The sequence below is a fragment of the Mesorhizobium sp. dw_380 genome (genome assembly GCF_018588885.1).
In the GTDB taxonomy this organism is placed as follows: Bacteria; Pseudomonadota; Alphaproteobacteria; order Rhizobiales; family Rhizobiaceae; genus Mesorhizobium.
In genome coordinates, this window is record NZ_JAFFIW010000015.1 from 65,197 (window position 1) to 78,333 (window position 13,137).

A 13,137-nucleotide genomic window follows, 5' to 3' on the forward strand; every position below is an offset into this window, starting at 1 on the left:
CCGATATGCAGGATGTGTGGTATTGATTGCCTCAAGCCATCAAAAGCCGGAGATTCTGCATGAGACGGACAGTGCTCCTTGCCGCCCTTTCGATAGCCTTGCCCGCCGCCGCTTCGGCCGGTCCGGCGTCCGAGGCCGTGAAGTTCTTCTATGTTCCGGAAGTGAGGTTCGAGGCCGACGCACAATACCGGGATCGCTTCACCGAGCCGGTGACGAAACTGCTCGATCTCAACGATCAGGCGACCAGGAAGAATCCGGACCAGGTCGCCTGTATCGATTTCGATCCTGGTCTGGATGCGCAGGATTTCGACCAGAAGACCGTCTCCAAGACCTTGAAACTGTCCGAGACGGTGGATGGCAACACGGCGCAGGTGGTGGCGAGCTTTAGCCTTTTTTCGGAAGGAGACGATTCAAAACGCGAAATGCACTGGTCGCTGAAAAAGGTCGATGGCAAGTGGAAGGTGTCGGACATTGCTTCGAAGACCAGCGACTGGACGCTGAGCCAGCTCGAATGCATGGCGGGCCAAGATCCGGAGTGATGCGATGCCGCGTCGTGCGATCCTGGCACTGTCGGCCATGTGCCTGTTGGCGGCGGGTTTGAACGGCGCCGCTGCGCAAGGGCTTTTCGGCGCGCCGCCGGCCAACGCCCCGGCAGGGACCGCGCCCGACGACAGCGGCACGCCGCCTGCCAATGCACCGGGCGGGACCGTCGAGCCGGCGACGCCACCAGTTGGCTGGCCGCCCAGCGAACCGGGTTCGCCGACAGCGGTGGTGCGGCCTTTCTACGATCAGGTTGGCCTGGAGGTCGATCCGGCGCAGCGCAGCCATTTCACCGATCCGGCGAAAACCGTGCTCGACAAGAGCGACGCGCTGCGCAAGTCCGGGCAGGGCGAGTGCCTCGATCCCAACATGGCGCTCGACAATGCCGACTACGACAAGGGCGAGATCGACAAGAGCCTGAAGACGCTCGAATCGATCAATGGCGACCAGGCCAAGGTCATCGTCGCCTTCGTCGTCGCCGGCAATCCGCACCGCCTTGAATGGAAGCTCAAGAAGGCCGGCGGCGAATGGAAGATATCGGACCTGCTGTCGGTGACCGGCGAATGGGCGCTCAGCCAGTACCAATGCGAATGAGGGCCGAGCTAGCCGCGCCCGCGATAGGGCGCGACGCCGGTCTCCGGCAGCCAGGCGCCTTCAGGTGGAGCGCCGGTCTGCCAGAACACGTCGATCGGGATGCCGCCGCGTGGATACCAATAGCCGCCGATGCGCAGCCACAGCGGCTTGGTCGCTGCCACGATGCGGCGGCCGATCATGACGGTGCAGTCTTCATGGAAGGCGCCGTGGTTGCGAAACGAGGTCATGAACAGCTTGAGCGACTTCGATTCCACCAGAGCCGCATCGGGTGCGTAGTCGATGACGATATGAGCGAAATCCGGCTGCCCGGTGACCGGGCACAGCGAGGTGAATTCCGGGCAGGTGAAGCGCACGATTGCCGGCGGTCCGTCGCCGCGCGAAAACGGCACGGTCTCCAGGACTGCCTGTTCGGGGCTCTGTGGCGTCTCGACGTGGGCGCCGAGCTGGGTGAGGGTTTTGGTGTCGATCATGGGCGGGTTTCCTTCGAATTTGCCGCTCATTAGCACCGGACCAGGAAATGCGCAGCGGTTTTCGGACGAATCCGATGCTTAAACGGGAAATGGGGCAGCGTGCTGCTCCGACACGATTTGAAACGGCAGGAAGACGATGACCAGCAACGACCCGCTTCTCCAACCCTATCAGCTCAAGCATCTGACGCTGAAGAACCGGGTGATGTCGACCAGCCACGAGCCGGCCTATTCCGAGGACGGCATGCCAAAGCAACGCTATCGGCTCTACCATGCCGAAAAGGCCAAGGGCGGCATGGCGCTGACCATGACCGCCGGTTCGGCCATCGTCTCGCGCGACAGTCCGGCCGCGTTCGGCAATCTGCATGTCTATGACGACCGCATCGTGCCGTGGCTGGCAGAACTCACCGATGCCTGCCACGAGCATGACTGCAAGGTGATGATCCAGATCACCCATCTTGGCCGCCGCACCGGCTGGAACAAGGCCGACTGGCTGCCGGTGCTTTCGGCCTCGCCGGTGCGCGAGCCGGCGCACCGCGCTTTCCCTAAGACCATCGAGGATTGGGATATCGAACGCATCGTTGCCGACTATGCGTCGGCCGCCCAACGCTGCCAGGCTGCCGGCCTCGACGGCATCGAGTTCGAGTCCTACGGCCATCTGATGGATGGCTTCTGGTCGCCGGCCACCAATCATCGCGACGATGAATATGGCGGCTCGCTCGACAATCGCCTGCGCTTTACCAACATGGTGCTCGATGCGGTGCGCGCGGCGGTCGGCGAAAAATTCGTCGTCGGCATCCGCATGGTCGCCGACGAGGATTTCGAGAAAGGCCTGTCGAAGGAGGAGGGCGTCGAGATCGCCAGGCGGCTGGCCGGCTCGGGCAAGGTCGATTTCCTCAACATCATCCGCGGTTCGATCCAGACCGACGCGGCATTGACCAAGGTCATTCCGGTGACCGGCATGCGCTCGTCCCCGCATCTCGATTTCGCTGGCGAGGTGAGGGCGGCGACAAAGTTCCCGACCTTCCACGCTGCGCGCATTTCCGATGTCGCCACCGCGCGCCACGCGATCGCCACCGGCAAGCTCGACATGGTCGGCATGACCCGTGCGCACATCGCCGACCCGCACATCATCAAGAAGGTGATGGAAGGCCGCGAGCACGAAATCCGCCCCTGTGTCGGCGCCACTTATTGTCTCGACCGCATCTATGAAGGCGGCGAGGCGCTGTGCGTGCACAATGCGGCGACGGGTCGCGAGGCCGAGATTCCGCACATCATCGTCAAGACCGAAGGTCCCAAGCGGAAAGTCGTCGTCGTCGGCGCCGGTGCCGGAGGACTGGAGGCGGCGCGGGTCGCGGCCGAGCGCGGCCATCAAGTCACGGTCCTGGAGGCCTCGTCACAAGCCGGCGGCCAGGTGCGTCTGGCGACGCAGAACCCGCGCCGCAAGGAACTGATCGGTATTATCGACTGGCGGTTGGCCGAACTTGACCGGCTCGGCGTCGAGATCCGCTACGACACTTGGGCCGAGCAGGATGATGTTCTGGCGCTCGCGCCAGACGTGGTGGTGGTCGCAACAGGCGGCCTGCCGCAGAACCCGCCGCTGGCGGCGGGCGACAATCTCGTCACGTCGAGCTGGGACATCATGGCGGGCAGCGTCAAGCCGGCCGAGAACGTGCTCCTCTATGACGACAATGGCGGCCATCAGGGCATGGGCGCGGCCGAGTTGATCGCCAACAGCGGTGCAAGACTGGAACTGGTTTCGCCGGAGCGTTTCTTTGCTCCCGAAATGGGCGGCATGAACCACGTGCCGTATATGCGCGCCTTCCAGGAAAAGGGCGTCACCATCACCATCAACACGCGCCTGCGCTCGGTGCGGCGCGAGGGCAATCAACTGGTTGCCGAACTCGGCTCGGACTTTGCCGATGGCTGGCGCGGGGAGCGCAGGGTGGACCAGGTGGTGGTCGAGCACGGCACGGCGCCGCTCGACGATCTCTATCTCAGCCTGAAACCGCTGTCGCGCAATCGTGGCGCCGTCGATTACGAACGCCTGGTCAGCGGCGGCGACATTTTCCCGGCACGCAACCCGCAAGGCGGCTTCGTGCTGTTGCGCATCGGTGACGCGGTCGCCTCGCGCAACATCCATGCCGCTATCTATGACGGGATCAGGTTCGGCTTACGGATCTGAAATTCGTCATCGCAAAAGTTGGTGGCACGCGGCCGAGCCGGCATACGAGAGCCCGTGTACACCGGCTCGATCCGCGCGCCCGCACGTCATTGGCTCGTTGCCAGACAACGTACGATCCTATGAGGTTGCAGCGTGGCGGCGCTCAAAACATTCTGGCGGTGGCCATGCACAGCACGGTCAGCACCAGCAGCCCTCCGGCGATGCGCTCGCCTCTTGTCATCTTCGCGCGCAACCGGCTTTCCGTAGCCGCATCAGCGCCGGCAAGCTGCCTGCTGGCAGAGCCCACCAGCGCGCCCTGCACGCCGGCGGCGATCAGGGCCGTCACGATGCCCAGCGCCAGCACCTTCTCCATCGAGCCGAAAGCGCCCTCATGGAAGAAATACCAGAGCAGTATGCCGGTCAGGAAAACCAGGCCGGCAGCGCCCATTTGCGGCCGGAAAAACCGTTCCGCGCGGATGTCCGGGTCACGGCCGACCGCGATGGTTGTGCCCGCCCAGAATACGCCTGCCATGACGTGAAGACCGATGACGACGATGTAGACATATTGCATGCCGCTCTCCTCTCGCCCCGCTACCTCGCTTATAATTAGATATCTAACTGTTCGATGTCAATGTATAAACGCGAACCTGTTCCATCCTTGGAAAACAGCGACTAGTGTCCGACGATGACGCCCTTTGAACGCCCGCCAATCGGCATGAATCTTGGCCGCACCGCCAAGCTTGTCGCCCAAGCCTTCGACGCCGCTTTGGTTGAAGCGGGCGGAACCTTGCCGGTCTGGCTCACGCTGCTGTCGGTCAAGTCGAGCAAACTTGCCAATCAGCGCGAGCTTGCCGGCATGATCGGCATCCAGGGCGCGACGCTGACCCACCACCTCAACGCGATGGAGGCGCAGGGCCTGCTGACGCGCCGCCGCGATCCCGTCAATCGCCGGGTTCATCTCGTCGAATTGACGGCAGCGGGAGAAGCTCTGTTCGAGACGCTGCGGCAAGCCGCACTTGTCTTCGACAAGCGGCTTCGCACCGGACTGCCCGACGAGCGTCTGGCCGAGTTCGCAAAGGTGCTGGCTGCATTGCGCGAAAATGTTGAGAGCTAAGACGGATCGTCCGGCTTAGTCGTAGCTCTGGATTGTTCCAAAAGCGTAGCGGCGCAGCTTCAGCTCTGTGATCAGGTCGGTGAGCTTCGTCTTGCCGTCAAAACTGTCCTGGAACATCTCGTCATGCATCAAGAGGATCAGCTTGCCGGGCTTGGCGAAGTGGCCATAGCCGAACAGGTGGTCGATCTCGCTGACCAGATGGTCGACGCTCTGCACCGGCTCGCCGCTGTCCTTGTGCACCCATTCGTGGTCCCAGCCATAGAGATAAAAGCCGGAAGCGGCGACGAACTCGTAGTCGGGATCCTCACGGCCGGCTTGAGCCGGCCCGAGCGAATTGTCGTTCTTTGACATCGAGGGCAGCCGAAACACATCGCGTCCCGGCAGGCGCGCATGCACCGCGGGCTTCAGGCCGAGCACCGCATTCGCCTTGAGCATATCGGCCACCACGCCTTCCGTATCGCCATAGAAGTGCCGGTAGTGATTGTAGGCGTGGCTGTAGCTGTGATTGCCGATCGTCACGAGCGGCATCGTCTTGGCGCGCCGCACCAGGGCCCTGTTGGACGCACTGGCCTCGGCATGCATGCCGACCATGAACAGCGTTGCCGGAACTTGGCTCGCCTCCAGCACGTCAAGGATGTTGCTGGTGCCGTTCAGCGGGCCATCGTCGAAGGTGAGATAGATGATGCGATCCGCCCCATGAGCCGGCAACGCTGACGTCAGCATGGCGGCCAGGACAAGCCGGAAGAATGTCATTAGCCGCCGGATCCGTTTGCGCTCCGACAGGCCGCCATTTCGGCGGCTGGTTGTCAAGCCGAACCTCGCCCGACCTACGCCAGGCTTCCCTGCAATACCGTGAGCTTGGCCTTCTTCGGCATGCGGGCGGTCAGCCATTCTAGCGCCTTGTCCTGCGGCATCGGAAAGGCGATGGAATATCCCTGTACCTGGTCGCAGCCGATCGCCATCAGCGAGTCGAGTTCGGCCTCGGTCTCGGCGCCCTCGGCGACGATGGAGATACCGAGGCCGCGGGCAAGCTCGGTGATGGCGCGCACGATCTTGGAATTGTCGCCGTTCTCATGGATGTTCTGTACGAAGCGGCGGTCGATCTTGAGCCGGTCGATCTCGTTGGGATTGACGTGGCTGAGCGACGCATAGCCGGTGCCGAAGTCATCGAGTTCAAGATGCACGCCGGCGGCCCTGATATGACGCAGTTTCGCCGCGATGCCTGTCTTCTCGTCGTCCAGAATGACGGATTCGACGATTTCCAGCGACAGTTTCTGCGGCGGCAGTCCGGCCTTTTCCAGCGTCTCAAACAGAAACGCATCGAAATCGTGCTCGCGCAACTCGGTGCCCGAAACGTTGACGGCAAGCCGCCCGAAGGCAATCCCGGCACGGTTCCATTCGGCGGCCTCGTTGATGGCCTTGCTGATCACGATGCGGCCGATCTCTGGCATGAAGCCGCACTTCTCGGCGACCGGAATGAATTCGCCAGGCGAGATCATGCCTCGTTCGGGATGGTTCCATCGCACCAGGGCTTCGATGCCGCTGATCGAGCCGTTGGTCAGGGAAACCTGCGGCTGGAAATAAACTTGGAACGCTTTGTCTGAGATGGCGACCTTGATGTCGTGTTCGAGCTGCTTGCGGTAGTCGAGTTCGCGGCGCAATTCCTCCGAGAAGAACGAGAAATTGCCGCCGCCCATCTTCTTGGCGGAGTAAAGCGCCAGATCGGCATGGACGAGCAGGTCCTGCGCGTTGTCGGCGTCGATCGGATAGACGGCGATGCCGCCGCTGGCACCCGGAAGAATGGTTGTGCCCTGGAAGATGATCGGCTCGTTGATGTGCGCCAGGATGCGCCGTGCCAGCATGTTGATGTCTTCGGTGCTGCCGGCACCATTGAGGATCATCACGAATTCGTCGCCGCCGAGCCGCGCGCACAGATCCGACGCCCGGCAGGAATCGCGCATGCGCTGTGCCGTGATGACCAGGACATAGTCGCCGGCGGCATGGCCCAGCGTATCGTTGATCTGCTTGAAACGGTCGAGGTCCAGCTGGACCACGGCCAGGCGTTCGCGTCGCCGATGCGCGCCCTTGATCAGCGTCTCGAAATGATCGGTCAGGAAGGTGCGGTTGTGCAGGCCGGTCAGGCCGTCATGAACCGCGATGAAGGCCATCGAATTGCGCGCATCGACCAGTTCACGCGTCTTGCGCAGGATCGCGTTGGACATCGGCCGGAAGATGAACAGCGCCACCAGCAGGATGACGCCGAGGGTGGCGTAGAACAGCGTGCGATGGAGGGCGAGCAGCTTTTCCGATCGTTCGTCGGCGTCGGCGCTGATGCGCTGGCCGAGAGCGGCATAGCCTGACAAGGTGGCGTTGGCGACCGAGGTATCGAGGTTGACGCGTTCGGCGCCGCCTTTGTAGCCGTCATTGTCGAGATTGGTGAGTTGCGTTTCAAGCGCCGAAACCAGACGGTCGCCATTGGCGATCAGCCCAACCGAGAAATAGTCGAGATGGAAGGGTTTGGCGAAAAGCACGTTTTCGATCGACTTTGGGTCGAGCTTCACCGGCGATTCCGGATCAGCGCCTGTTTGTTTCAACAGCAGATCGTAGTTCGTCTCGAACTCCGCCGTCGCCTGCTTGAGCGCGCTGACCAGCGCCGGCTGCTTGTCGCGCGAGGCGGAGCCGGTTGCGCTGGCAAGGAAGACGATGCGCTGCGACAGGGTTTTCTGCGTGCCGACGATATCGAGCAAGGTGTGGTTGTGCTGCTGCGTGGCCATAGTCTGCTGCAGCAGGACGAAGGAGGCCACCACCATGGCCGCAATGATCAGCAGCGCCACCCAGTAGCCGGCCTTGATCAGCAGTATGAGCTTGCCTGAAACGGTTTGCACCGGCTGCTGCGACATGTTGGGGGCGGCCCTCTCGCCAACGGATTCCTGTGTGAGCACCATTGAATCGCAAACGTTAACAGGACTGGAAATCGACAGCGGGTCGGCAAGGGGGAGGCTCTGAAAGATCGCGAAATGGTTATCGGCCCGTTTCACCGCAGGTCTGCATTTGACCATTCGTTATCCCTGCGGTCGAGGGTAGTCACCTGGACGATACCCACAGCCTTTCATTTGATGCTGACGGCCACCCGATCCGGTCGCTTTTGCGATGGATTTTTTGCGCAGGCGGGACGACAGTCGGGCCACGTCAAACGAGGCCCGATCATGACCGCAGCATTTCTCTCCCATATCGACAGCGAACTTGCAGGGCTCAAATCGGCCGGCCTCTACAAGTCCGAGCGGGTGATTTCCTCGATGCAGTCGGCGCAGATCGAGGTCGGCGGTGAGAAGGTGCTGAACTTCTGCGCCAACAACTATCTCGGCCTCGCCGATAGCTCCGACTTACGAAAGGCGGCCGCCCAAGCGCTCGACCGCTACGGCTATGGCATGGCGTCGGTGCGCTTCATCTGCGGCACGCAGGAGGAGCACAAGGAGCTCGAGGCGACGATTTCCTCCTTCCTCGGCCTGGAAGACACCATCCTCTACGGCTCCTGCTTCGACGCCAATGGCGGCCTGTTCGAGACGCTGCTTGGTGAGGATGACGCGATCATCTCGGATGCGCTGAACCACGCTTCGATCATCGATGGCGTCAGGCTGTCGAAGGCCAAGCGCTTCCGCTACGCCAACAACGACATGGCCGATCTCGAGGCGCGGCTGAAGGAGGCGAAGGATTGCCGTTTCCGGCTGATTGCCACCGATGGCGTGTTTTCGATGGATGGCATTATCGCCAATCTCAAAGGCGTTTGCGATCTCGCCGAGAAGTACGACGCCATGGTCATGGTCGATGACAGCCACGCGGTCGGCTTCGTCGGCCGGAATGGCCGCGGTTCGCCCGAGCATTGCGGCGTCGAGGGCAGGGTCGACATCATCACGGGTACGCTGGGCAAGGCGCTCGGCGGCGCTTCCGGCGGGTATACTTCGGGCAAGCGGCAGGTGGTCGAGTGGCTGCGCCAGCGCTCGCGGCCCTATCTCTTCTCCAACACGCTGATGCCGGCGATTGCCGGTGCCTCGATCAAGGTGTTCGACCTAATCCGCAATGGCGACACCTTGCGCCAGCGCCTATATGCCAATGCGGCGCGGTTCAGGTCCGAGATGGGCAAGCTCGGCTTCACGTTGGCCGGCGCCGATCATCCGATCATCCCGGTGATGCTGGGCGATGCGACATTGGCGCAGGAGATGGCGGCGCGCATGCTGAAGCGCGGCATCTATGTCATCGGATTTTCGTTCCCGGTGGTGCCGAAGGGCCAGGCGCGTATCCGCACCCAGATGTCGGCGGCGCATTCCACTGCCGACATCGACCGTGCGGTGGAGGCATTTGGCGCGGTCGGCAGGGAATTGGGTGTGATTTCCTGAGCGATCAGCGCCGAAAAGCGATTCCGGATCAAGAGCTTCAAGGGACAAAAGAATGTCGAACATGATGAAGGCGCTGGTGAAGGCCAAGGCCGAGCCGGGCATCTGGATGGAAGAGGTGCCGGTGCCGGAGATCGGCCCTAACGATGTGCTGATCAAGATCAGGAAGACCGCGATCTGCGGCACTGACGTGCACATCTACAATTGGGACCATTGGGCGCAGAAGACCGTGCCGGTGCCGATGGTCACCGGCCATGAGTTCGTCGGCACCATTGCCGATTTCGGCGCGGCGGTCACCGAATACAAAGTCGGCCAGCGGGTGTCGGGCGAAGGCCACATCGTCTGCGGCCATTGCCGCAACTGCCGTGCGGGCAGGGGGCATCTGTGCCGCAACACGCTCGGTGTCGGCGTCAACCGGCCTGGCGCCTTCGGTGAGTATCTGGCGATCCCGCAGCACAATGTGGTGCCCATCCCCGACGATGTGCCCGACGAGGTGGCCGCGATCTTCGATCCCCTGGGCAATGCGGTCCATACCGCATTGTCCTTTGATCTCGTCGGGGAGGACGTGCTGGTTACCGGCGCCGGTCCGATCGGCATCATGGGCGCGTTGGTGGCGCAATGCGTCGGCGCCCGAAAGGTGGTCATCACCGACATCAATCCGGTGCGGCTGGCTTTGGCGAAAAAGCTTGGCGTCCAGCATGTCGTCGACGCCTCGAAGGAAAAGCTGCGCGACGTCATGCCGGCGCTCGGCATGACTGAGGGTTTTGATGTCGGCCTCGAAATGTCGGGCGCGGCGCCTGCCTTCCGCGACATGATCGACACCATGAACAATGGCGGCAAGATCGCCATCCTCGGTATCGCCCCCACCGGCTTCGAGATCGACTGGAACAAGGTTATCTTCAAGATGCTGCATCTCAAGGGCATCTATGGCCGCGAGATGTTCGAGACCTGGTACAAGATGATCGCGCTGGTTCAGGGCCCGCTCGATGTGAGCGGCCTGATCACGCACCGCATCGGCATCGACGATTTTCAACTAGGCTTCGACGCGATGCGCAGCGGCAGCTCGGGCAAGGTGGTAATGGATTGGTAGGCAGAATAAGAGGCGTGGCGATCCCGCCAGCCTATCAGCTCTACTTTCCGCCCAACGCCCCCTCCAGCGCCGCCACCCCACTGACAATCGCCGCGCGTTCGCTGGCGCTGAGCCTTGCCAGCAACTCCCGCTCGAACGCCTTCGCCAGCGGCACCATCTCGCGATAGGCCTCAAGTCCGGCCCGGGTCAGCGTCAGATGCTCGACGCGGCGATCGTTCTCGTCAGTGTTTCGGATGAGCCAGCGCCGCCGTTCGAGCTCGGCCACGGCGCGCGAGACCTTGGTCTTGTGCATGGCCGATTGCTCGCCGAGCTCCGTCGCGGTCATCGTGCCGCGCTGGCCAAGCCCGGAAAGCGTGCGCCATTCCGGCCGCGTCAGCCCGTGACTGTCCTTGTATATTCGGGAGAATTCGCGGCTCACGGCGTCGGCAAGCCGATACAGCCGATAGGGCAGGAAGTTTTCGAGTTCGAGGATTTCCATGACCAGCCACCGGCAAATGCCCTCGGCATTGATAGTTACATTTTCAATGGTTACAAATGAAACCAATTTGGTCAAGCATTTCGCGAGGAGGAAGCGATGACCTTTTCCTACATGCCGGGCTTCGGCAACGACTTCGAAACCGAGACATTGCCAGGTTCGCTGCCGCAAGGGCGGAACTCACCGCAACGGCCGGCCTACGGCCTCTATGCCGAGCAGCTTTCGGGCTCGCCCTTCACCGCGCCGCGCGGCACCAATGAGCGCTCCTGGCTCTATCGCATCAGGCCGAGCGTCAAGCACACCGGCCGCTTCAAGGCGGCGAGCTATCCCCTGTGGAAGACCGCGCCCAATGTCGGCGACCATGAACTGGCACTCGGCCAGTATCGCTGGAACCCGGTGCCGATGCCGACGGAGCCGACAGACTTTATTCAGGGCATGCGCAGCATCACCACCGCCGGCGACGTGCTCGGCCAGACCGGCATGGCGGCCCATGTCTATGTCGCCAATACATCGATGATCGACGATCATTTCTTCAATGCCGACGGCGAGTTGCTGGTGGTGCCGCAGGTTGGCGCCTTGCGCTTTGTCACCGAGATGGGCGTCATCGAACTCAGGCCCGGCGAAATTGCCGTGCTGCCGCGCGGCCTGGTGTTCAAGGTCGAACTGGTTGACGAGGAGGTGCGCGGCTATGTCTGCGAAAACTACGGTGCCAAGCTGACCTTGCCCGACCGCGGCCCGATCGGCGCCAATTGCCTGGCCAACCCGCGCGACTTCAAGACGCCCTGCGCCTGGTTCGAGGAGAAGGAGACACCATGCCGGCTGACCGTCAAATGGTGCGGCAATTTCCATGTCACCGATCTCGGCCATTCGCCGCTCGACGTTGTCGCCTGGCACGGCAACTACGCGCCCTACAAATATGATCTGGCGACGTTTTCGCCGGTCGGCGCCCTGCTGTTCGATCATCCCGATCCGTCGATCTTCACCGTGCTGACGGCGCCTAGCGGCGAGGAGGGCACGGCCAATATCGACTTCGTCATCTTCCCGCCGCGCTGGCTGGTGGCCGAGGATACATTCCGGCCGCCCTGGTATCACCGCAACATCATGAGCGAGTTCATGGGGCTGATCCATGGCCAGTACGATGCCAAGGAAGAAGGCTTTGTTCCCGGCGGCATCAGCCTGCACAATCTGATGCTGGCCCATGGGCCGGATGCGCCTGGCTTCGAAAAGGCCTCGCGCACGGATCTGAAACCGGTCAAGCTCGACAACACCATGGCCTTCATGTTCGAAACCCGTTTTCCGCAGATGCTGACCCGTTACGGCGCCGAACTGGAAACCCGGCAGGACAATTACATCGACTGCTGGGCCGACCTGAAGAAGCGCTTCAATGGCACGCCCGAGGGCGACTGGTCTTGAGCGACGAGCCAATGTCGGACCGGCTGGTGCTGCTTGGCTCGAAAGGCGGCCCGGCGCTGCGGCCGGGCGGACCATGGCCGAGTTCGTCGCTGCTGCAGATCGGCGGACGAACCATCGTCGTCGATTGCGGGCTCGGCGTGACGCGCGGTCTGGTCGATGCCGGCGTCAGCCTGAAGGCGCTCGACCTGGTCTTCATCACGCATCTGCATTCCGATCATGTGCTGGAGCTGGGGCCGCTGATCCACACCGCCTGGACGGCAGGGTTGGCGACACCCGTCAGCGTGTTCGGCCCGCCCGGCACCGGCCATTATTGGCACCGCTTTTGCCAGGCGATGGAGTTCGACATCGAAATCCGCATCGTCGATGAGGGTCGGCCCGATATCCGTGAGCTGGTTTCGATCAGCGAGTTCGGCGAGGGCCAGGTGCTTGAGCAAAGCGGCCTGAAGGTGACGGCGCTGCGCGTCGACCATCCGCCGGTGGCCGACAGCTTTGCCCTGCGCTTCGAGCATGGCGTCAAAAGCGTGGTGTTCTCCGCCGACACAGCCTTTTTTCCACCGCTCGCCGATTTCGCCGAAGGTGCCGACATCCTCGTCCACGAAGCCATGCTGGAAGAAGGCATCGAGCGGCTGGTCGCCCGAACCGGCAATGGTGGGCGGCTCAGAGAACATCTGCTTGCCAGCCACAGCTTTGCCGAGGAAGCCGGCCGCATTGCCAGCGATGCCGGCGTGAAGAGGTTGGTGCTCAATCATCTCATTCCGGCCGACGATGCCGAGATCGGCGAGGCCGACTGGCTTACCGCTGTCGGGAAAACATGGGCCGGCGACTTGACGATCGCCCGCGACGGCCTTGTTGTGGAGCTCGCATGATCCCGAAAAGTGGGAACCGGTTT

Annotated in this window: 13 protein-coding genes; 8 read left to right on the forward strand and 5 right to left on the reverse strand. The window is 62.4% G+C overall.

Annotation, left to right across the window (positions count from 1 at the left end; all coding sequences use genetic code 11):
• The first annotated feature begins 59 nt into the window (after positions 1-59).
• Entirely contained in the window at positions 60-539 is a 480-nt protein-coding gene (locus JT360_RS16835; RefSeq protein ID WP_214472780.1) for a DUF3828 domain-containing protein, read from the forward strand.
• Between the two features lie 4 nt (positions 540-543).
• Positions 544-1,134, forward strand: coding sequence for a YqhG/Tai3 family protein (locus JT360_RS16840; protein WP_214472781.1), 591 nt, complete (start codon positions 544-546; stop codon positions 1,132-1,134).
• Between the two features lie 8 nt (positions 1,135-1,142).
• Here JT360_RS16840 and queF read toward each other — a convergent pair whose 3' ends face one another.
• Entirely contained in the window at positions 1,143-1,604 is a 462-nt protein-coding gene (gene queF / locus JT360_RS16845) for a preQ(1) synthase (protein ID WP_214472782.1), read from the reverse strand.
• A gap of 136 nt (positions 1,605-1,740) precedes the next feature.
• Here queF and JT360_RS16850 point away from each other — a divergent pair, with 136 nt between their 5' ends.
• Positions 1,741-3,786: an oxidoreductase gene (locus tag JT360_RS16850; protein WP_214472783.1), complete on the forward strand. Its 2,046-nt coding sequence runs from the start codon at positions 1,741-1,743 to the stop codon at positions 3,784-3,786.
• 142 nt (positions 3,787-3,928) lie between these two features.
• Here the strand turns inward: JT360_RS16850 and JT360_RS16855 are convergent, their stop codons facing one another.
• Complete coding sequence (locus tag JT360_RS16855; RefSeq protein ID WP_013896093.1) at positions 3,929-4,336, reverse strand: hypothetical protein; 408 nt, start codon at positions 4,334-4,336, stop codon at positions 3,929-3,931.
• A 114-nt stretch (positions 4,337-4,450) separates the two neighbouring features.
• On the opposite strand from JT360_RS16855, the gene JT360_RS16860 reads away from it, so the two are divergent.
• Positions 4,451-4,879, forward strand: coding sequence for a MarR family winged helix-turn-helix transcriptional regulator (locus tag JT360_RS16860; protein ID WP_214472784.1), 429 nt, complete (start codon positions 4,451-4,453; stop codon positions 4,877-4,879).
• Between the two features lie 15 nt (positions 4,880-4,894).
• On the opposite strand, the gene JT360_RS16865 is transcribed toward JT360_RS16860, so the two are convergent.
• A complete protein-coding gene (locus tag JT360_RS16865) occupies positions 4,895-5,632 on the reverse strand; it encodes a polysaccharide deacetylase family protein (protein WP_250888853.1) in 738 nt (245 codons plus the stop codon).
• A 74-nt stretch (positions 5,633-5,706) separates the two neighbouring features.
• Positions 5,707-7,779, reverse strand: coding sequence for a putative bifunctional diguanylate cyclase/phosphodiesterase (locus tag JT360_RS16870; protein ID WP_214472828.1), 2,073 nt, complete (start codon positions 7,777-7,779; stop codon positions 5,707-5,709).
• A gap of 306 nt (positions 7,780-8,085) precedes the next feature.
• On the opposite strand from JT360_RS16870, the gene JT360_RS16875 reads away from it, so the two are divergent.
• A complete protein-coding gene (locus JT360_RS16875; protein ID WP_214472786.1) occupies positions 8,086-9,273 on the forward strand; it encodes a glycine C-acetyltransferase in 1,188 nt (395 codons plus the stop codon).
• A gap of 52 nt (positions 9,274-9,325) precedes the next feature.
• Complete coding sequence (gene tdh / locus JT360_RS16880; protein ID WP_214472787.1) at positions 9,326-10,360, forward strand: L-threonine 3-dehydrogenase; 1,035 nt, start codon at positions 9,326-9,328, stop codon at positions 10,358-10,360.
• Positions 10,361-10,400: 40 nt separating this feature from the next.
• Here the strand turns inward: tdh and JT360_RS16885 are convergent, their stop codons facing one another.
• On the reverse strand, positions 10,401-10,838 hold the full coding sequence (locus tag JT360_RS16885) for a MarR family winged helix-turn-helix transcriptional regulator (RefSeq protein WP_214472788.1): 438 nt from the start codon (positions 10,836-10,838) through the stop codon (positions 10,401-10,403).
• 96 nt (positions 10,839-10,934) lie between these two features.
• Here JT360_RS16885 and hmgA point away from each other — a divergent pair, with 96 nt between their 5' ends.
• Entirely contained in the window at positions 10,935-12,248 is a 1,314-nt protein-coding gene (gene hmgA / locus JT360_RS16890) for a homogentisate 1,2-dioxygenase (RefSeq protein ID WP_214472789.1), read from the forward strand.
• Positions 12,249-12,259: 11 nt separating this feature from the next.
• Complete coding sequence (locus JT360_RS16895; RefSeq protein ID WP_214472829.1) at positions 12,260-13,114, forward strand: MBL fold metallo-hydrolase; 855 nt, start codon at positions 12,260-12,262, stop codon at positions 13,112-13,114.
• Positions 13,115-13,137 lie beyond the last annotated feature (23 nt).